Genomic DNA, 19468 nt, shown 5'->3' on the forward strand with positions numbered 1-19468 from the left:
GTGGAAGCTGACGGCGACCCGGCGCGCTGGCCGCATTGCTGTCGCAATTCCCTCGGGATTCCAGCATATTGACGTAAGGCGCCCTGCCTTTGCAGACGCCGAACGAAGGCCGCGTTGGCATCCGCGCCGTCAGGCGCTAAACCCGGGCCGAAGACTTATTTTGCCTGCCGCTCAGCGGCAGAGGAGTTGCTGCCATGCTGAACAGCCTCGATCTGCCGAAGGCCCCCGCGGACACGCGGGTGGTCGTGGCGATGTCCGGGGGCGTCGATTCGTCCGTCGTCGCGGCGATTTTGAAGGCCGAGGGCTATGATGTCGTCGGCATCACCCTTCAGCTCTACGACAGCGGCACGGGTCCCCGGCGGGCAGGTGCCTGCTGCGCCGGCCAGGATATCCACGATGCCCGCCGCGTCGCCGAGAGCCTCGGCATCCCGCACTATGTGCTGGACTACGAAGAGATCTTCCGCCGCTCGGTGATCGATCCCTTCACCGCCAGCTACATGGCCGGCGAGACGCCCATCCCCTGCGTCGCCTGCAACCAGACGGTGAAGTTCCGCGACCTCCTGGCGACGGCGCAGGATCTCGGCGCCGAGGCCCTGGCGACCGGCCATTACATCGAGAGCCGCGCCGGGATGAACGGCTCGCCGCACCGCGGCCTCCACCGCCCGGCCGATCTCGACCGCGACCAGAGCTATTTTCTCTACGCGACGACACAGGCTCAGATCGATTTCCTGCGCTTTCCCCTCGGCGGGCTGACCAAGGCCGAAACCCGTGAGATCGCCGCCCGCCATGGGCTGGCGGTCGCCGACAAGGCTGACAGCCAGGATATCTGCTTCGTCTCGAAGGGCCGCTATGCCGACGTGATCGAGCGGCTGCATCCCGGCGCCGGCATTCCCGGCGACATCGTCCATATCGACGGCCGCACGCTCGGCCGTCACGAGGGCGTCGTGCACTTCACCATCGGCCAGCGTCGCGGCATCAAGCTCTCCTCGCCCGAGCCGCTGTACGTCGTGGCGCTCGACGCCGCCGGCGGCCGGGTCATCGTCGGCCCGCGCGAGGCGCTGGCGACGCGCCGGCTGGTGCTTCGCAGCGTCAACTGGCTGGGTGACGAACCAATCGCCGCTGCCGCGGACCTCGGCCGCGAACTCCTGGTCAAGGTGCGCTCCGCGCGTCCGCCGGTGCCGGCCCGGCTCGGTCTGGAGGACGGCGACGTCACGATCGAGCTTCTGGATGGCGAGGACGGCATTGCGCCCGGGCAGGCCTGCGTCTTCTACGATGGCGAGGCGGCCGGCGCGCGGGTGCTGGGGGGCGGCGTGATCGCGCGCACGGTCGCCGGGACGGTGCGCGACCCTGCCATCGAAAGCCCGGCCCGGTTGGCTCGCGGCTGACGGCGCACGGTTTCTCCGTCGACGCCTCCAGCGCCCCTGACCGACCATTGATCACGGCAGGGCCCTTCTGAGGCCGAGCAGCGCGATCACGGCGCCGCCCGCATCGACCCGGATCGTGGATCCACGCAAACTGGCTACCTCGGAATAGGAGGGTGCCGTCGGCCGTCCACTCTTGCTTTCCCTAGGGAAACTTTCTTACACCTTGGGCTCGTGCGACTCCCGCCGGGCACGAGGGTGACAGTCTCGGACGCGCATTCCATGAATGTATCGACCGCCGTGGTCCTGATCGCTTCCGTCGTCGCGCTCGGCGCGCTCGCCCGTCCGCTGGCCACGCGGCTGCGGCTGCCGGTGTCGATTCTCCTGGCCCTCGGCGGCGCGACGCTCGGCTTCGCCAGCCTCTATTCCGTCGCCAATCCCGGTACGCTCCTGCCGGTGGAGTTTGCCGAGATGATCTCTCGCCTGCCCATCGGCTCGAGTCTCATCCTCTATGTCTTCGTGCCGACGCTGCTCTTCGAGAGCGCGCTGGTGGTCGATGTCCATCGCGTCCGGGAGGATCTTCTGCCGATCGTTCTCCTGGCGCTCGTCGCGGTCGTGGTGGCGACCGTCGGCGTGGCGCTCGCGCTGTGGCCCATTTCCGGCATGCCGCTGATCGCCTGCCTGCTGCTCGGTTCGCTCGTCGCGACCACCGATCCGGTGGCGGTCATCGCCATCTTTCGCGATGTCGGCGCGCCGGAACGGCTGACCCGTCTGGTCGAGGGCGAGAGCCTGTTCAACGATGCGGCGGCAATCGCGCTGTTCCTGATCTTTTCCGCTGCATTGGCTGCACCCGGCACACTGAGCATCTCCACGGCTGCCGCCCAGTTCCTCGTCCTGCCGATCGGGGGCGCCGTGCTCGGCTTTGCGACGGCATCGGCGTTCCTCGCCTTGCTGCGCCTCATCCGGGACGACCGCGTGACGGCGATCTCCCTCAGCCTCGCCGTGCCCTATCTCGCCTTCTGGACCGCGGAGGCGGTCTTCTACGTCTCGGGCATCATCGCCGTCGTCGTCGCCGGCGTCACGCTCGCCACCCTCGCACCAGGCCGGGTTACACCCGAAGTCTGGCGCCATCTGCGCGAGACCTGGGAGCAACTGGCGTCCTGGTCGGCGATCCTGATCTTCGTCCTCACCTCGCTCCGGGTTCCGCATCTGATGGCGGATGTCGGCCTCTTCGACCTCTTGCTGCTTGCCGTCCTGTTCGTCGCCGCCCTGCTGGCAAGGGCTCTGGTTCTGTTCGGGCTGCTGCCGCTCCTGACCCGCCTCGGCCTTTCCGCCGAAATTTCCCGACCCTACCGGCTGGTCGTCCTGTGGGGCGGACTGCGCGGGTCGATGACGCTGGCGCTGGCGCTGGCGGTGACGGAGAACGCTGCCATCCCGCCCACGGTCGTAGCTTTCGTCGCCACGCTCGCCACGGGCTTCACGCTGATGACCCTGTTCGTCCAGGGGACGACGCTGCGGATGCTGATCCAGCGGCTCGGCCTGAACCGCCTGACCGGCGTCGACCGGGTGTTGCGCGATCTGGCCATCAACGTCACCACGCGCCGCGTCGCGAAACTGTCGAAGGAAATGGCATCGCGCTTCGGCGGGGAGGGGACGGCCGCGCCGGAAGCGGGCGATCTCCTCGAACTGGATGAGCCCCCGGCCACAGCAGCCATTTCGGATGCCGAGCGCAGCGCCATCGCTCTTGCTGCGCTGACGCTGCGAGAGCGGGAGACCGTGCTCGAGCATTTCGCCAATGGCACGGTTGGGCCGCGGATCGCCCAGCGCTTGGCGGCGGATGCGCGGCGGAGGCTCGACATGGCGCGCGTCTCAGGCGTCGAGGGTTATCGCGCGGCCAATCGCGAGGAGACCGAGTTCCTCTGGCTCGACCGCCTCAGTTTTTCGTTGCAACGGCGCTTTGGCTACAGCGGCATGCTGTCGCGACGGATGGCGGCACGCTTCGAGACGCTGATCGAGACGGCTTTGGTGGTCAACGAGCTAAAGCTCTTTGTCGACAGCGATCTGAGGCCTGTGGTGGGTGCCGAGACCGTCGACGTGGCGGTCGGCGCACTGCGCGAGCGCGCGGCCCTCATCGAGCGCGAGATCGATGCGGTGCGGCTGCAATATCCGGCCTATGTCGTCGAACTGGAGCGCGCGGTCGTCGCCCGTTCGGCGCGGGCCCTCGCGGCAAAGGAAATCGGCCATCTCCGCCGTTCCGGACTGATCAACGCCGAGGTCGAGCGCGACGTTCTTCTCAACTTCGGCGACAGGGGGGAGCTGTCCAGCCCGCCGCTCGATCTCGGACTCGACACGCGCGAGATGATCGCCCGCTGCGAGCTCTTCGAGCCGCTGTCGGAGAGCCACCGCGATGATCTCCAGCAGTTTCTGCGGCCGTTCTTCGCCGCGCCCGGCATGTCGATCATCAACCGCGGCGAGATCGGCACGGCGGCCTTCTTCATTCTCTCCGGGGCCGTCGAGATCGACACCGGATCGGCGCAACTTCGGCTCGGTCGCGGCGAAATCTTTGGCGAGATGGCGCTGCTTTTCGATTTGCGGCGCCAGGCCGATGTCCGGGCGATCGCCTATTCGGCGATGCTGCAGCTCTCACTGTCCGATTTCCAGCGTTTCCTGGCGCTGCATCCGAGCCTGCGTCAGCGAATTGAGACGATCGCGCGCCAGCGTCTGGACCAGAATGCCGCGGGGACCCCCGTGGCGGGGATGACGGCCCTGGCGCCAACCGAGTCCTCCCCCGCCCAGTGACGGCACCGGCCCGGGGCGGAGGCGGGAAGGGGGCGCCGCTTCTCAGATGAGCGCTTCCGACGGAACGACCTGGCGGCCTGGAAGCGCCGCGGCGGCGGCATCGAGAAGGGCCGCCGCAATGGTCGGTGCGGGATTGATGCGGTAGCGGGCCGGCAGCAAAGGCGAGAGGACGCCGAGCACGGTCGACGCCAGACTCTCGGCCATCCGTCTCTCCTCCCGGTCCCCGCCGATGAGCCCAGGGCGGACGAGTGTCAGCGAACCGAAGCCGAGGGACGCGAGGTCCCGTTCCAGCTCTCCCTTGGTACGGCTGTAGAGAAGCCGCGATCGCGGATCGGCGCCGAGCGCCGAGTTCAGGACGAATGTCCCCGCGCCATGGCGGCGGGCGAGCCGGGCGACAGCCAGCGGATAATCATGGTCGACCCGGGTGAAGGCGGCATCCGAACCCGCGCGCCGGCGCGTCGTCCCGAGCGTGCAGATGGCGGCATCGACATCCCACCATGGCGCGTCCGCGGGAAGCGCGTCGAAGTCGACGACGGGATTGAGCAATTTTGCGTGCGGCGGAAGCGGCGTTCGCGTCAGGGCCACGACGGAGTTGAAACGGATGTCAGCCAGTGCTTCGGCCAGGACAAATCCGCCGACAAGACCGGTCGATCCGACAAGCAAGAGCTTCATGGTCGCACTCCCTGCCATGACTGTTCTGCCGAGCGTTCAGCCAGGGCAGCCGATGTGCCGTTTGCGTGCTGCTGGCGCGGCATTCCAGCGGATGGTTCGGCACAGCAGGTCGGACGGATGGTGCGGGCACAGCAGGTCGGAGCCGAACCTACAGCCACAAAGGACCAGTGCGACGAGAAAAGCCAAAACCGGGCTCGCGCGCTGCGCGGCCCGGTGCGGATCGTGGGGTCGACACCCCGAGGCGTCAGTCGCGCCCTGACGGGCGCAGCAACAAGCTTACGGGCGCGAGGGCGCGGCGCCGCGCTCCGGCAGCTTCTTCTTCGGGCCGGGGAGAAGGCCTTCGCGCTGCAGCTGCTTGCGGGCAACCTTGCGGGCCCGGCTGATCGCTGCCTGCTTCTCGCGCACGCGCTTCTCCGACGGCTTCTCGAAGAACGAGCGAGCCTTCATTTCGCGAAAGACGCCTTCGCGCTGCATCTTCTTCTTCAGTACCCGAAGGGCCTGGTCGATATTGTTGTCCCGAACTTCAACGCGCAAAAATCTGTCCTAACGTGTGTGACATCGCCATAGAGTTCTCCCTGCACTTTAGGCGCAAGGGACCAGCGACGGTGGTTCAATCGGTCGTGCTTCGCCAGCCGACCGATCATCCGATCCGGCTGAGATGGCCTACGCTTCGCATATTTTTAGCGAGGAGGGTAGCGCCTTGCGATAATTTCTATCGGGATTGCCGGGACAAGCGAACCCCAGGGGTAAAAACGGGGCGTATCCGGCCGATCGGCTCCAAATTACCGGTCGGCGATCTACAGGGCAGGGAGACGGGCAGACCTTTTTCAACGCCGACGCTTCCGGTCGAGAAGCCCATCGTTTTCGAATCGGCAGCGAAAGCGAGCGTAAAACGCAAAAACCCTGCGGCTCGGTCGAGCGCAGGGCCTCAGCGACGACGGGCGCCTTGCGGCGGACCCGTCATGCATCGTTCCGAAATCTGCCGCCAGTACATCCGTGGTCGACGTCTCTCAGAACGAGAACTGTATAGAGCCTCCCTTGCGGGAAGCTGGATTTTTAGGAGACGGTCGCCAGATTGTCGGCGGACATCTTGCCGGTCTTGCGATCGGAAACCAGCTCGAAGCTGATCTTCTGGCCGTCCGTCAGCGTGCTGAGGCCGGCGCGCTCGACGGCGCTGATATGAACGAAGGCGTCCTGGCCGCCATTATCAGGCGAGATGAAGCCGAAGCCCTTGTCGTTGTTAAACCATTTTACGGTTCCCGTGATCATGGGATACCTTTCTACGAAAGAATTGTTCTCGAGACTCAAGAGATGAGGCCCGTTGCAATCGAATAATCTGGAGGAGACTCAATGAGCATGCGTTGAAAACAACGCGGGGCCAAATGGTCAGGCCATCGTCCGACCGTTCTGATATGGGCGAAACACCCGGCCGATGCAAGGCCGCGGCCGGTTCTTTTAGCGCATTTGTTTATTTGTAAGAAGGACGCGGGCCGAACTTCCCGGCTGCCCAGGGGAAACTCTCGAAACTCCGGCCGGACGGAACGGAGCGCGAATGGCGGGAGCGCGCCACCGGCAGACGCTGCGGCAGCCGACACGAAAACGCCGCCGCGATCACAGGGCGATCGCGGCGGCGTTTTCGTTCAGAAGATCAGAGGTTTAGCGGCACTGCTGGCGGGGGCCGTTGTATGGCTGGTAGGTGTTGTCCGAAACGCGGTAAGAGCGGTAGCGGCTCTGGCAGGAACGGATATGGGCATTGCTCACGCCGCGATTGCTCGCCGCGCCGCCGATGATCGCGCCGGCGATGAAGGCCGCGGGCGGAAACCAGTAGCCGTTGTGCCGGCGATAGCCCGGGCGGCTGCTGCGATACCCGCGATGGCCACGATAGTAATCGCGGCGATTGTCGTAGCGCCGTTGATCGCGACGAACCTGCCGATTTTCGCGACGAATCTGACGGGCATTGCTGCGGCGAATGATCTTGCCCCGACGATAGTCCGAGCGGTCGCCCCGACGATACTGAACCGGCACGACGGCAATCCCTGCGGATCCGGGAGAAACTGTGGAGGCCGGCGCGGCGCTGGTGGCGCGAGCGGCTGCGAAGGGGGCGGCCGAGGCCGGGACGGCGCTGCTGAGCGCCATGGACGCCGTCAGTCCGAGCGCGCAAGCGCGCATGAAAAATTTCTTCATCGAAACACTCCGATATGAGGATGTATCTGATCAAGTCACTGGCGGGCCTGCAGGTTCCGAAATCACATCGAAAATCGGCGACGAAGGGGCGAGCTCTCGTCCGCGGCCCGCCGAGAGACCGCCGGAAATCGCGGGTCGAAAGGACGCGCAAGCGTGTCGTCCCGATCGCCTCGAAGTCGCGGTGAAGTCGCAGGACTCGCCCATCACTGCGGCGCCCAGTGTCAGGGACAATCTCCGGATCGGAGCGGTCAGGCGGACCGGCGGCGCGCCGGGAGGCTCTGGCTCCGCGCGGGCGACGGGTTCGAGTTCAGGTGTCACCGTGCCGGAGGCGCCCGTGATCGCCGCGGATGGCACTGGTTCAGTGCCAAGGCCGATGTCAGGATTGGATCTGGCTGGAAATGCGGTTGAGAGCGGCGATGATGTCGGCGGGAGGGTAGGGCTTGGCGAAGAACAGGCCGTTCTCCGGCATGTCGTCCTTCGCCACCTTTACCATCCCGGAAGTCACCATGATGACGACCGGCGGCCAGCGATCGCGGACGGCACGGGCAAGCTTCAGCCCGTCCATCGAGCCCGGCATCTGAACGTCCGTGAATAGGACGCGAATGTTGGGGTGACGCTCAAGCATCAGGATCGCGGCATCGGCATGTCGCGCGCCGTAGGCAAGCAGACCGGCTTCTTCGACGAGATCCATCGCATCTGTCAGCAGCAGAGGATCGTCTTCCACGACGAGGACTGCATAACGGTCTGGTTTCATTGTTCTGCCCCTGCATATCCAACGCAGAATAATAGGATTGGTTGCTACGACCGGAGCCGGGTTTCAAGGTTTTGCCTGGGGTTCTCGATGACGACGGGCACCTTGCCCTGCAGCCGGAATACCACTCCGCTTTCGGGAAAGTCCAACTGCGCGGCGCCATCGAAATAAGTGGCGACAATTCGCTCGACGAGGCGCGATCCAAAGCCCCGACGCTCGGGCGACGCGACGAGGGGACCACCCGTCTCCGTCCATTGAAAGGCGAAGGCGCCGGTCGGCAGCAGCGACCACTCGATCGCAACGGCCCCGTTCTCGGTCGACATCGCCCCGTATTTCGCCGCATTGGTCGCCAGCTCGTGCATGGCGAACGAGAGGCCGAGGCCCTGCTGGGCCGTCAGGGTGAAGGACGGGCCGTCGACCTGGTACCGGCCCTCGCCGATACGGTGCGGCTCGAGGGCGTCCTCGACGATGTCGCGGATATCGGCCGTCGTCCAGCTCTTCTGCGTCAGGATATCCTGCGCGCGCGCCAGCGCTGTCAGCCGACCTGCAAAGGCGGCACGCCCCTCCTCGACGGACGTGACCATCCGAAACGTCTGCGTCGCGATCGCCTGGACCATGGCGAGGATGTTCTTGATCCGGTGCGACATCTCGCGCGTCAGCTCGATGCGCTGCTGCTCGGCGAGTTTGCGGTCGGTAATGTCGATCGAAGCGCCGGGAAAGCGGACGGGCCGGCCGGCCTCGTCGAGAACCACGCGCCCTCGCGCCAGAAGCCAGCGAATGCTGCCGTCCGGTTGGACGATGCGATACTCGCAGGAGAAATCGTCCAAGGCGTCAAGCGTACGATCGAGTTCGGCACGAAACTCGGGCATGTCCTCCGGGTGAAAGTTCTTCACATATTCCGAAAGCGGTGCGCCTTGCGCCGCGAGCACCGGGTCGAGATTGTAGACCCTCGCGAAATTGGCGTCGGCGTAGACGATATCGGTGGCAAGGTCCCAGTCCCAGATGCCGATCAGGCTGCTCGCGCCCAGCGCCAGGTTCAGGCGCTCCTCGCTCTTGGCCAGCTTCTCGGCGGCGAGTTTCGAGGCGGTGCGGTCGCGCAGGATCTTGAGATAGCCGACATGGGCCTTGTCGTCGTCCATCAGCGGCATCATTTCGCCGGACGCCCAGAACATGCTCCCGTCCTTGCGCACGTGCCAGCGCTCGTCGGCGCCACGGCCCAAGGTGCGGGCCGCCGTCATCTCCTTGTGCGGGATTTTGGCGGCCGCATCGTCTGCGGTGAAGAAGATTTCGGCCGGCTCGCCGCGCATTTCCTCTTCCGTCCAGCCGAGGATCTGCTCGGCCCCGATGTTCCAGGAAGTGACGCGTCCTTCCAGATCGATGGTGATGATGGCGAAGTCGGTGGCGCTGTCGACGATCTGCCGATGGCGGGTCTGGTACATCTGCGACTGCCGCAACGCGCCCTCGCGCTCGCGCAGCGACCGCCGCAGTTCCAGCTGGGTCATGACCTGCCGGGCAAGAAGCTGCAGCGTCCGGATCTGGTGCTGATCGAGATCGCGCGGCACGGTGTCGAGAACGCACATGGTCCCGATCGGCAGTCCGGCCGCCGTCTTCAGGACGGCGCCGGCATAGAAGCGGATCCCGCCATCCCCGGTGACGAGCGGATTGCCGGCAAATCGTGGGTCGTCCCGCGCGTCGGTGACGACCATCACGTCCGCGCCGAGAAGGGCGTGAACGCAGAAGGATGACTCCAGAGGCGTCTCGCGAACGCCAAGGCCGACTTCCGCCTTGAAGAACTGCCGCGTCGTGTCGACAAGATTGACCACCGCGATCGGAGTTCCGCAGACTTCGGAAGCGATCCGGGCCAGGTCGTCGAAATCCTGCTCGCGTTCGGTGTCGAGAATGCCGTAGCCGTGAAGCGCCGCCGTCCGATCGGCCTCGGTCCAGGAAACGGGGGTGTGCACGAGGGGGAATTCGGCGGACAAGCGGTCTACTACTCGGCATTGGGTCGGACAGGGGCGCCGGATGGAATCCCATCGATACCGTGTCGAACACGGGCGCGCCCACATTGCCATAGCATCCCTGACGGCTGACGCAACGCTTGCATTGCCGTCGACCATCCGTACCGAGTCGTGACCGATCGGCACCCGGCGTCTTCGGAGGGAGCCGAAAGCTCCGCGGGCGCCCATCCGTCGCCGACGCGGCCCTCGATGATCTTCCCGCTCGCGCGTCTGCTCGCTCGCTCGCGCGTCTGTTCGCCGCACCGAAACATCCCGTCCCGGCATCTTAGAAGAAACAGCCGAAATGCGGTCCGCAGATGTCAGGCGCGTGCTTCTTTATTTGTGCATTGCAGCATATCCGTCGTGACTTCCGGCAGGGGAGCAGTGAAATCCTGCGTCTCCCGGTCTTTCCCCTAAAGTAGCATAGTCAAACCCGCCGCCATCGTGGAACAGATGGCAAGACTTCAAATTGCCGGCCGGCTGAATGCGCAACAAAGACGCATACCGGGATGGTGCGGGTTGTGGGCTTCGACACTCTGGGAGGAAATCGATGACGATTATTAAGACGGGATGGAGCCGTCGTCAGTTGCTGACGACCGGCGCTGCCGCCGGTGCAGGGCTGATGATGCCGCATGTTTTCACACGCGGCGCCTGGGCGCAGGAGGACAAGGCCTTCTGCAACAATCCCACCGGCTCGACCGTGACGCTCGGCTTCAACGTGCCGCAGTCCGGCGCCTATGCCGACGAGGGCGCCGACGAGCTTCGCGCCTATCAGCTGGCCGTCCAGCATCTCAACGGTGAAGGCGACGGCGGCATGATCCCGCTGTTCAAGCCGTCGAGCCTCAAGGGCAACGGCATCCTCGGCAAGAAGGTGGCCTACGTCACCGGCGACACCCAGACCAAGGCGGACATGGCCCGCGCCTCCGCCAAGCGCATGGTCGAGGCTGACCGTGCCGTGATGATCACCGGCGGATCGTCCTCGGCCGAGGCCATCGCCGTGCAGTCACTCTGCCAGGACATGGGCGTTATCTTTATGGCCGGCCTCACCCACTCCAACGACACCACAGGCAAGGATAAGCGGCGCTACGGCTTCCGCCACTTCTTCAACGCCTACATGTCGGGCGTGGCGCTGGGTCCCGTGCTCGGCGAGGAATACGGCAAGGACCGTATCGCCTACCACCTGACCGCCGACTACACCTGGGGCTGGACCCAGGAAGAGTCGATGAAGAACGCCACCGAGGCGCTCGGCTGGAAGACCTCTCAGGCCGTGCGGACCCCGCTCGGCGCCGGCGACTTCTCGCAGTATCTGACGCCTGTCCTGAATTCCGGCGCCGACGTCCTGATCCTGAACCATTACGGCGGCGACATGGTCAACTCGCTGCGCCAGGCCGTCACCCAGTTCGACATGAAGTCGAAGCAGGCCAACGGCAAGCAGTTCGAGATCGTCGTGCCGCTGTTCTCCGAGCTCATGGCGCAGGGCGCGGGCGATGCCGTGAAGGGCATTCTCGGCACCGCGAACTGGGACTGGAAGCTGGAGGACGAGGCGACGAAGGCGTTTTCCAAGTCCTTTGGTGCCGCCTATGGCCGACCGCCATCGCAGGCAGCCCACACCTGCTACGCGCAGACGCTGCTCTATGCCAATGCCGTCGAGACAGCAGGCACCTTCTATCCGCCTGAACTGATCAAGGCGCTCGAGGATTTCGAGTTCGATGGTCTCGGCAACGGTCCGACGATCTACCGCGGCTCCGATCACCAATGCTTCAAGGACGTGCTCGTGGTCCGCGGCAAGCAGGCTCCGACGAACCAGTTCGACCTGATGGAAGTCGTCAAGGTCGTGCCGCGCGACACCGTCACCTACGACCCGTCGATTTTCGGCGGCGAGCTCGGCCCGGCTGACGCTAAGGCGTGCGCCGCCTGATCTCTGACTGAACCGGAAAAGGCTGCCGGCATGCCGGCAGCCTTTTCGCCATCTGCAGGCACGCTTTTGTGCGGCCAGGGGAGCACATGGACGCCATTTTTCTTCAAGTCATGAACGGGCTCGACAAGGGTGGCGCCTATGCGCTCATCGCCCTCGGCCTGACCCTGATCTTCGGCACGCTCGGCGTCGTCAACTTCGCCCACGGAGCGCTTTTCATGCTCGGCGCTTTCTGCGCCGTCACATTTTCGAGGTTCCTCACCCTGTCGGAAAGGGTCCGCGACGAGAGCATCACTTTCTTCGAGGCCTACAAGGAAGTGCCCTATGTCGAGATTTGGTTCGGCCAGACCGGCACGGTCCTTCTGGACTGGGCGGTGCCGCTGTCGATCCTCCTCACCATTCCGGTGATGCTGCTCGTCGGCCTCATAATGGAGCGCGGGCTTATCCGCTTCTTCTACAAGCGCAGCCACGCCGAGCAGATCCTCGTGACCTTCGGCCTCGCCATCGTCCTGCAGGAAATCATCAAGCACTTTTTCGGCGCCAACCCGATCCCGCTGAACGCGCCCAGCGCGTTCTCCGGCTCGACCGATGTCGGCTGGCTGATCGGCGCGGCCAATCTTTCCTACCCGACCTGGCGCATTGTCTATTTCGTCTTCTCGCTGATCGTCATCGCCGCCGTCTTCGCCTTCCTACAGTTCACCACCTTCGGAATGGTGGTGCGGGCCGGCATGGCTGACCGCGAGACGGTCGGTCTCCTCGGCATCAATATCGGCAAGCGCTTCACCATCGTCTTCGCGCTGGCCTCGCTGGTCGCGGGCCTGGCCGGCGCCATGTACACGCCGGTCCTCGCGCCGAACTACCATCTCGGCATGGACTTCCTGGTCCTTTCCTTCGTCGTGGTCGTCGTCGGCGGCATGGGGTCGCTGCCGGGTGCGGTGCTCTCGGGCTTCCTTCTGGGGATACTGCAGTCCTTCGCCTCGATGACTGAGGTCAAGGCGATCATCCCGGGCCTCGACCAGATCATCATCTACCTTGTTGCCGTCGTCGTGCTCCTGGTGCGTCCGCGCGGCCTGATGGGACGCCGCGGCGTCATGGAGACTTGAGCCGATGAGCACCACGATCGGACGGTCCGCCGCCAACGCCTCCACCACGCTTCCCGCCGACCGGCCCGTGGCCGATCCACCAAAGGCCCGGCTTTTCGGCGGCGAGGCTGGCGACTTCCTGCTCCTCGCGCTATTCGCGCTGGCTGTGTTCACCATGCCGATCTGGCTCGCGCCGATCGGTGCCGGCTACCCCGACATCCTGCAGAAGTTCGCGATCTTCGGCATCTTTGCCCTCGGCTTCAACATCCTCTTCGGCTTCTCCGGCTACCTCTCCTTCGGCCATGCCGCCTTCCTGGGCGCCGGTTCCTACGCCGCCGTCTGGATGTTCAAGCTGCTGTCGATGAACGCCATTCCGGCGCTCCTCTTCGCCGTCTTCATCGGCGCTGTATTCTCAGCGGCCATCGGCTTTATCAGCCTCCGGCGCTCGGGCATCTACTTCTCCATCCTGACTCTTGCCTTCGCGCAGATGTCCTACAATCTCGCCTATTCCGTCCTGACGCCGATCACCAACGGCGAGACCGGCCTGCAGATCTCGCGTGCCGATCCGCGCGTCATCGACCGGATGTTCGCCGAGCCCGGGGCGGCGCTGCCGAGGCCCAATCTCTTCGGCATTACGCTGGAGGGCTGGCCCGGCTTCTACTTCTGCGCCGTGCTTCTCGTCGTCGCCTTCTTCATCGCCATGCGCATCAAGCACTCGACCTTCGGCATGATGCTGTTCGCGATCAAGTCGAACCAGAACCGCATGGGCTTCACCGGCTTTGCCACGCGGCCCTATCTTCTGACCGCCTTCGTCATTTCGGGCATGTATGCCGGGCTGGCGGGCGGGCTCCTGGCGGTCACCGACCCGCTGGCCGGCGCCGACCGGATGCAGTGGACGGCCTCGGGCGAGGTGGTGCTGATGACCATTCTCGGCGGCGTCGGCACGCTGCTCGGGCCGGTCCTGGGTGCCGCCGTGATGAAATATCTCGAGCAGATCTTCTCCTCGTTCAACGATGGCGTGCTGAGCCGCTTCTTCGATTTCCTGCCGGATTCCCTGCAGAGCTTCATGGTCGCGATCACCAGCCCCTTCGTCGGCGAAGGCTGGCACCTGACCCTCGGCATTCTCTTCATGGCGCTCGTCATCTTCCTGCCTGGCGGCATGATGGAAGGGTTCAAGCGCATCGGCCGTCTCTGGTCGAAGCGGGGCGAAAGCGCCGCGAACGCCCCGCCATCATCCCCCGTTCCGCCTGCGAAGTGAGGGGCACGCCATGAGCATTCTTTCGATCAGCGGCGTCAACAAGCGCTTCGGCGGCCTGCGCGCCCTCGACAACGTCAACCTCAACGTCAAGGAGGGCAGCGTCCACGCCATCATCGGGCCGAACGGCGCCGGCAAGTCGACGCTCCTCAACTGCCTCGTCGGCCGCATCGTGCCGGACGAGGGCAGGGTGGATTTCGCCGGGCATTCGCTCCTCGGCGTCAAGCCGCACGAGATCAACCAGGCCGGCATCGCCCGGGTCTTCCAGACCCCGGAGACTTTTGGCGAGCTCACCGTCTTCGAGAACGTCATGATCCCGGCCTTCGCCCGCCATGACGGCGCCTTCCGCATCAACCTGTGGAAGCGCGCGCTCGGCCGGGCCGAGATCCGCGAGGAGGCCGAGCATATTCTCGAAGACCTGCAGCTTGCCGACCAGCGCGATCAGCGCGTCGATTCCATGTCGCGCGGTGACAAGCGCCGGCTGGAACTCGCCATGTGCCTCGTGCAGAAGCCGAAACTCCTCCTCCTCGACGAGCCGACCGCCGGCATGTCGCGCGCCGATACCAACAACACCGTCGAGCTCCTGAAAAAGATCGCCGGGCGCGGCATCACCAAGGTGATCATCGAGCACGACATGCATGTCGTCTTCTCGCTGGCCGAGACCGTCAGCGTCATGGCGCAGGGCACGGTGATCGCGGAAGGCACGCCCGCCGAGATCAAGGCGAGCCCGCGTGTCCAGGAAGCCTATCTCGGGGGAGCCCATCTATGACCGACGTCTACGGCAGCGTGCCGCTCCGCACCGTCCCGGCCGTCGGCATCGCACCCGGCTCAGCCCCGGCGGCCGCCGTCAAACCCTTTCTGTCGGTGCGCGACATCCATGCCTATTACGGCGAGAGCTACATCGTGCAGGGCGTCTCCTTCGAGGTGCGCGAGGGCGAAATTCTCGCGCTTCTCGGCCGCAACGGCGCCGGCAAGACCTCGACGCTGCGCACCATCGCCCGCACCACGACGCCGGCGCTGAAGCGCGGCGAGATCTGGCTCGACGGCGCCCCCTTGCATCTGATGAAGAGCCACGAGGCGGCGCAGGCGGGCGTCCAGCTCGTGCCCGAGGACCGGCGCATCATCGCCGGCCTGACGGTCGAGGAAAACCTGAAGCTCGCCCAGATCCAGAAGCCGATCGGCTGGTCGCTGGAGCGCATCTACGACCATTTTCCGCGCCTGGCCGAACGCCGCACGCAGGAGGGCACGACCATGTCCGGCGGCGAGCAGCAGATGCTGGCCGTCGCCCGCGCCCTCGCCCGCGAGGTCAAGCTGCTTCTGCTCGACGAACCCTATGAGGGCCTCGCCCCGGTCATCGTCCAGGAGATCGAGCGCATCGTCGAGGAGATCAAGGGACTCGGGATCACCACCATCCTCGTCGAACAGAACGCCGTCGCGGCGCTTCATCTGGCCGACCGGGCGATCGTGTTGGAGATGGGTGAGGTCGTGTTCGACGGCTCTGCGCAGGAGATGATCGACAACAAGGAATTGAGGCTGCAGTATCTGGCGCTGTAAAGTCGCTTTAACTGTCGGCCGCAGGGACGCGGCACTGCATGATGAGGACGGAGCGCCACGAACCAATCTCGTCATCCCCGGGGCCAAGGCCCCGAGGATGACGAACGGTAGACGCCCGTTCTTCAAGTAAGCCAATTGGATAGGCCCTGCGAAGACGCGCGTACCGCATCTCAGCAAGCGTTCAAGTCTCAAAGGGCCGAGCCCCATTGCAAAGGACGGCCTTGCTGCGTCTCGACGATCAGCCAGCGGAGTTCCCAATGCCGATACCGGGAAACTGCCAACTCATCGGACGCTGGCGCATCACGGGATCGGATCTGTGGGACCGGTCCTACCTCGACACGTCAGTCCCGGCGACGATGACGATCGGCGCAGACAATCACGGCGAGATCGCTTTCGGCGTTCTGCAGGCCCACCTGGATCTGGGCTACAGCCGGTCGCTTGTCTTCTTCACCTGGTACGGCGCTGACGAAATGACCGAGGTCAGCGGCGATGGCCATGCCGAATTGCTGGATGACGGCACGATAGAAATCACCTTTACCTTTGACAGTGGGGACGAGGCGATCATGAGGGCAAGGCGGGAAACGTCCACGGTCGCAGGCTCCTCACCCTCTGCGTCGAGAAACTGAATGAGGGGAAAAGGCATTTCCTTCGGTGGCGATGCCCCAGAGCCCGACATTCACCTTTCCCTTCCGTGACGTGCAAAACCCGCATTGTCCTGCTATGTCAGTCGAAACTCGGCGAACCCGACAGGACCGATGCATCTGAACCGTGCCCCCTTGCGAGACGATCGACGGCTTCGTGCCGTGCCGCTGCTATGGGTGCTGGCGTCGCTCTGCCTCCTGCAATGGGGCCTTTCCGTCGGCCCCATCGGCGGGCTGGAGCGGCAGGCGGCGGTGGCCCGGCAGGCCGCAAACAGTCTCGGCTCCTCGGCACCGCGGCTGCGCGATCTTGCCAAGCTCGGCGGCACGGACCTTCGCGCCAAGGACGGCAAGCAGCAGGCGGCGCCCGCCGGCGGGGATCCGGCTGTTTCGGCCGACGCCGTCGCCTTCGTCTCGCTGCACGCCGGCCGCGAAACTCCGGCGCTGGCCGCCTCTGCCGGGCTGCGTGGCATTGCCGGCCTGAACTTCCGGGCCCGCGCGCCGCCGCGCCTGTCGGCCTGACGCCGCCCGAGGCGGCCCCCTTCTTCCGTCATTTCCGCCATGCCGCCCGCCGGCTGGCGACGTTTTTTCCGGAAATACCACCATGCGCACGTCCCGCTGGGTGCTCGGCCTCTATGCCGTCATCATCTTCTTCGGCCTGCTCGCCGCTCTGCCCAATCTTTTCACCAAGGAACAGCAGGCGAATTTCCCCGCCTTCCTGCCCAAGCACGGCGTCAGCCTCGGCCTCGATCTCTCCGGCGGCTCGCATCTCGTGCTCGAGGTCGATGCCGCCGCGCTGAAGGCCGACCGCCTGCAGGCGCTGCAGGACCAGGTCCGCTCGACGCTGCGCGATGCGCGCGTGCCGATCCGTTCGGTGCGCGGCGACGCCGAGGCCGTGACCGCGACTCTCGCCAACGACGCCGACCGCGACAAGGCCCTGCCGCTCATCCAGGCCCTGGCGACGCCGCTGGCGACGTCCTCCTTCGGCGCGACGACCGCGAGCGACCTCGACATCGCCGCCACCGGCAACCAGATCCGCGTCTCGCTCACCGAGGCGGGGCTTTCCGATCGCACCACGCAGGCGATCCAGCAGAGTCTGGAAATCGTGCGCCAGCGCATCGATCAGGTCGGCGTCTCCGAGCCGACGATCCAGCGCGTCGGCGCCGACCGCATTCTCGTCCAGCTGCCGGGCGTCCAGGATCCGGCGCGCCTGCGCGAACTTCTCGGCTCGACGGCGCAGATGAGCTTCCACATGCTGTCGGAAAACGGCGGCGCCAATACCCCCGGCGTCACCATGCTGCCGGATGCCGACGGCACCCGCACCTATCCGATCGAGGACCGCGTCGCTCTGTCGGGCGAGCGGCTGACCGATGCCCGTCCCGGCTTCAACTCGCAGACCAACGAGCCGATCGTCTCCTTCACCTTCGACTCGACCGGCGCGCGCGAATTTGCCGACATCACCCGTGCCAATGTCGGCCGGCCCTTCGCCATCGTCCTCGACGGCAAGGTGCTGAGCGCGCCCGTCATCCGCGAGCCGATCACCGGCGGCCAGGGCCAGATCAGCGGCAGCTTCTCCGTCGAGGAATCGACCGTTCTGTCGGCGCTCCTGCGCGCCGGCGCGCTGCCGGCCCCCTTGACGGTGATCGAGGAGCGGACGGTCGGCGCCGATCTCGGCGCCGACGCCATCGAGCGCGGCATCGTCTCGGGTCTCGTCGGCTTCGGCTTCGTCTTCCTGTTCATGTTCGTGCTCTACGGCCGCTGGGGGCTCCTGGCGAACTTCGCGCTGGCCCTCAACGTCATCCTGACCTTCGGCGCGCTCAGCATCCTCGGGGCGACGCTGACCCTGCCGGGCATCGCCGGCATCGTTCTGGGAATCGGCCTGGCCGTCGACGCCAACGTCCTCATCAACGAGCGCATCCGCGAGGAGAGCCGCAAGGGCCTCACCGCCTTCCCGGCGCTCGATGCCGGCTTCTCCAAGGCCTACTCGACCATCGTCGATTCCAACGTCACCGCGCTGATCGCGACGGCCATCCTCTTCTACTTCGGCACCGGCCCGGTGCGCGGCTTTGCCATCACCATGTTCCTCGGCATCGCTATCTCGATGTTCACCGCCGTGTCGATCGTGAAGGTGGTGATGACCTTCATCGTCCGGCGCTGGCGCCTGAAGACGATCCGCATCGAGCCGCTGTTCGGCATCAAGCTGATCCCGGACAACACCAAGATCCGCTTCATGAAGGGCCGTTTCTTCGGCATCGGCGTGTCGGCGGTCCTGTCGATCGCCTCGATCATCCTGTTCCTGTCGCCGGGCCTCAACTACGGCGTCGACTTCAAGGGCGGCATCCAGATGGAGGTGCGCACCGAAGGGCCAACCGATCTGGCGGCGATGCGCTCGGGGCTGGAGGCCCTCGGCCTCGGCGGCGTCGGGCTGCAGCAGTTCGGCGAGCCGAACAGCGTGCTCCTGAGGGCCGAGCGCCAGCCGGGCGGAGAGGAGGCGCAGAACGTGGCCGTCGCGCAGATCCGCACGGCGGTCGCCACCATCGATCCGACCGCCACGATCGAGCGCACGGAAGTCGTCGGCCCGAAGGTCAGCGGCGAGCTGGCGCAGGCCGGCTGGATCTCGGTCATTCTCGCCAGTTTCGCGATGATGTTCTACATCTGGTTCCGTTTCGAATGGCCCTTCGCCGTCGGCGCCATCGCCACCCTGATCCTCGATGTCACCAAGACGGTGGGTTTCTTCGCCCTGACCGGCATCGAGTTCAATCTGACGGCGATCGCCGCGCTGCTGACGCTGATCGGCTACTCCGTCAACGACAAGGTCGTCGTCTACGACCGCATGCGCGAGAACATGCGGCTCTACAAGGCGATGCCGATGCGCGACATGATCGACAAGTCGATCAACGAGACGCTCGCGCGCAGCCTCTACACCTCGATCACCGCCTTCCTGGCGATGCTGCCTCTGGCGATCTGGGGCGGCAGCGCGGTCGAGAGTTTTGCCGTGCCGATGGTGTTCGGCATTCTCGTCGCGGCGAGCTCGTCGGTCTTCATCGCCGCGCCGATCCTGCTCTTCCTCGGCGACTGGCGCACGCGCCGCCGCGGCCGCATCGCTGCCGCCGAGGTCGTGACGACGGGAACCGCGGACGCCGGCAAGGCCTGAAGCTCCTCTCCGCGCTGACGTGAAAAGCCCGCCCGGAGCGATCCGGGCGGGCTTTTTCGAGCCGACTGTTTGCTTTGCATCACCAGAGTGAATGCCCCTGCCGGTG

Annotated in this window: 16 protein-coding genes; 10 read left to right on the top strand and 6 right to left on the bottom strand. The window is 65.5% G+C overall.

Annotated elements, in window-relative coordinates; genetic code table 11:
- Nucleotides 1–194: 194 nt before the first annotated feature.
- Both mnmA and Sa4125_RS04030 read left to right on the top strand, forming a co-directional pair.
- The gene (gene mnmA / locus Sa4125_RS04025; protein WP_224003897.1) at nucleotides 195–1385 is read left to right on the top strand and encodes a tRNA 2-thiouridine(34) synthase MnmA; all 1191 of its coding nucleotides are present in this window, start codon (nucleotides 195–197) and stop codon (nucleotides 1383–1385) included.
- 258 nt (nucleotides 1386–1643) lie between these two features.
- Nucleotides 1644–4160, top strand: coding sequence for a cation:proton antiporter (locus Sa4125_RS04030; protein WP_224003899.1), 2517 nt, complete (start codon nucleotides 1644–1646; stop codon nucleotides 4158–4160).
- Between the two features lie 42 nt (nucleotides 4161–4202).
- Here Sa4125_RS04030 and Sa4125_RS04035 read toward each other — a convergent pair whose 3' ends face one another.
- The 6 genes from Sa4125_RS04035 to Sa4125_RS04060 all read right to left on the bottom strand — a co-directional run bounded on the left by Sa4125_RS04035 (nucleotide 4203) and on the right by Sa4125_RS04060 (nucleotide 9749).
- The gene (locus Sa4125_RS04035) at nucleotides 4203–4832 is read right to left on the bottom strand and encodes an NAD-dependent dehydratase (RefSeq protein WP_224003907.1); all 630 of its coding nucleotides are present in this window, start codon (nucleotides 4830–4832) and stop codon (nucleotides 4203–4205) included.
- A 276-nt stretch (nucleotides 4833–5108) separates the two neighbouring features.
- The gene (gene rpsU / locus Sa4125_RS04040) at nucleotides 5109–5366 is read right to left on the bottom strand and encodes a 30S ribosomal protein S21 (RefSeq protein WP_224003909.1); all 258 of its coding nucleotides are present in this window, start codon (nucleotides 5364–5366) and stop codon (nucleotides 5109–5111) included.
- A gap of 522 nt (nucleotides 5367–5888) precedes the next feature.
- Nucleotides 5889–6101 (bottom strand): cold-shock protein, encoded by a 213-nt coding sequence (locus tag Sa4125_RS04045; RefSeq protein ID WP_224003911.1) that lies wholly within the window; start codon nucleotides 6099–6101, stop codon nucleotides 5889–5891.
- Nucleotides 6102–6488: 387 nt separating this feature from the next.
- Nucleotides 6489–7016 carry a BA14K family protein gene (locus Sa4125_RS04050; RefSeq protein WP_224003913.1) on the bottom strand — a complete coding sequence of 176 codons (528 nt, stop codon included), beginning with the start codon at nucleotides 7014–7016 and terminating at the stop codon, nucleotides 6489–6491.
- 376 nt (nucleotides 7017–7392) lie between these two features.
- Nucleotides 7393–7770 carry a response regulator gene (locus Sa4125_RS04055; RefSeq protein ID WP_224003915.1) on the bottom strand — a complete coding sequence of 126 codons (378 nt, stop codon included), beginning with the start codon at nucleotides 7768–7770 and terminating at the stop codon, nucleotides 7393–7395.
- A 44-nt stretch (nucleotides 7771–7814) separates the two neighbouring features.
- Nucleotides 7815–9749: a PAS domain S-box protein gene (locus Sa4125_RS04060; protein WP_224003917.1), complete on the bottom strand. Its 1935-nt coding sequence runs from the start codon at nucleotides 9747–9749 to the stop codon at nucleotides 7815–7817.
- Nucleotides 9750–10314: 565 nt separating this feature from the next.
- Between Sa4125_RS04060 and Sa4125_RS04065 the strand changes: the two genes are divergently transcribed.
- From Sa4125_RS04065 to secD, 8 genes are all read left to right on the top strand, one after another.
- Nucleotides 10315–11682 carry a substrate-binding protein gene (locus Sa4125_RS04065; protein WP_224003926.1) on the top strand — a complete coding sequence of 456 codons (1368 nt, stop codon included), beginning with the start codon at nucleotides 10315–10317 and terminating at the stop codon, nucleotides 11680–11682.
- 86 nt (nucleotides 11683–11768) lie between these two features.
- Nucleotides 11769–12782 carry a branched-chain amino acid ABC transporter permease gene (locus Sa4125_RS04070; RefSeq protein WP_224003928.1) on the top strand — a complete coding sequence of 338 codons (1014 nt, stop codon included), beginning with the start codon at nucleotides 11769–11771 and terminating at the stop codon, nucleotides 12780–12782.
- Between the two features lie 4 nt (nucleotides 12783–12786).
- The gene (locus tag Sa4125_RS04075; RefSeq protein ID WP_345944312.1) at nucleotides 12787–14019 is read left to right on the top strand and encodes a branched-chain amino acid ABC transporter permease; all 1233 of its coding nucleotides are present in this window, start codon (nucleotides 12787–12789) and stop codon (nucleotides 14017–14019) included.
- A gap of 10 nt (nucleotides 14020–14029) precedes the next feature.
- Complete coding sequence (locus Sa4125_RS04080) at nucleotides 14030–14785, top strand: ABC transporter ATP-binding protein (RefSeq protein ID WP_224003930.1); 756 nt, start codon at nucleotides 14030–14032, stop codon at nucleotides 14783–14785.
- Nucleotides 14782–15570, top strand: coding sequence for an ABC transporter ATP-binding protein (locus tag Sa4125_RS04085; protein ID WP_224003932.1), 789 nt, complete (start codon nucleotides 14782–14784; stop codon nucleotides 15568–15570). Before Sa4125_RS04080 ends, Sa4125_RS04085 begins: the two co-directional genes overlap by 4 nt.
- A 221-nt stretch (nucleotides 15571–15791) precedes the next feature.
- Entirely contained in the window at nucleotides 15792–16196 is a 405-nt protein-coding gene (locus Sa4125_RS04090; protein ID WP_224003934.1) for a hypothetical protein, read from the top strand.
- A gap of 129 nt (nucleotides 16197–16325) precedes the next feature.
- A complete protein-coding gene (locus Sa4125_RS04095) occupies nucleotides 16326–16730 on the top strand; it encodes a hypothetical protein (protein ID WP_224003936.1) in 405 nt (134 codons plus the stop codon).
- A gap of 82 nt (nucleotides 16731–16812) precedes the next feature.
- On the top strand, nucleotides 16813–19362 hold the full coding sequence (gene secD, locus Sa4125_RS04100; protein WP_224003938.1) for a protein translocase subunit SecD: 2550 nt from the start codon (nucleotides 16813–16815) through the stop codon (nucleotides 19360–19362).
- Nucleotides 19363–19468 lie beyond the last annotated feature (106 nt).

Source organism: Aureimonas sp. SA4125, assembly GCF_019973775.1.
Taxonomy (GTDB): Bacteria; Pseudomonadota; Alphaproteobacteria; order Rhizobiales; family Rhizobiaceae; genus Plantimonas.

Bases quoted from the DNA above. Each gene is read 5' to 3' on its own strand.
- mnmA (WP_224003897.1), top strand. From the start codon at position 195: ATGCTGAACAGCCTCGATCTGCCGAAGGCCCCCGCGGACACGCGGGTG.
- Sa4125_RS04030 (WP_224003899.1), top strand. From the start codon at position 1,644: ATGAATGTATCGACCGCCGTGGTCCTGATCGCTTCCGTCGTCGCGCTC.
- Sa4125_RS04035 (WP_224003907.1), bottom strand. From the start codon at position 4,832: ATGAAGCTCTTGCTTGTCGGATCGACCGGTCTTGTCGGCGGATTTGTC.
- Sa4125_RS04045 (WP_224003911.1), bottom strand. From the start codon at position 6,101: ATGATCACGGGAACCGTAAAATGGTTTAACAACGACAAGGGCTTCGGC.
- Sa4125_RS04050 (WP_224003913.1), bottom strand. From the start codon at position 7,016: ATGAAGAAATTTTTCATGCGCGCTTGCGCGCTCGGACTGACGGCGTCC.
- Sa4125_RS04055 (WP_224003915.1), bottom strand. From the start codon at position 7,770: ATGAAACCAGACCGTTATGCAGTCCTCGTCGTGGAAGACGATCCTCTG.
- Sa4125_RS04065 (WP_224003926.1), top strand. From the start codon at position 10,315: ATGACGATTATTAAGACGGGATGGAGCCGTCGTCAGTTGCTGACGACC.
- Sa4125_RS04070 (WP_224003928.1), top strand. From the start codon at position 11,769: ATGGACGCCATTTTTCTTCAAGTCATGAACGGGCTCGACAAGGGTGGC.
- Sa4125_RS04075 (WP_345944312.1), top strand. From the start codon at position 12,787: ATGAGCACCACGATCGGACGGTCCGCCGCCAACGCCTCCACCACGCTT.
- Sa4125_RS04080 (WP_224003930.1), top strand. From the start codon at position 14,030: ATGAGCATTCTTTCGATCAGCGGCGTCAACAAGCGCTTCGGCGGCCTG.
- Sa4125_RS04085 (WP_224003932.1), top strand. From the start codon at position 14,782: ATGACCGACGTCTACGGCAGCGTGCCGCTCCGCACCGTCCCGGCCGTC.
- Sa4125_RS04095 (WP_224003936.1), top strand. From the start codon at position 16,326: ATGCATCTGAACCGTGCCCCCTTGCGAGACGATCGACGGCTTCGTGCC.
- secD (WP_224003938.1), top strand. From the start codon at position 16,813: ATGCGCACGTCCCGCTGGGTGCTCGGCCTCTATGCCGTCATCATCTTC.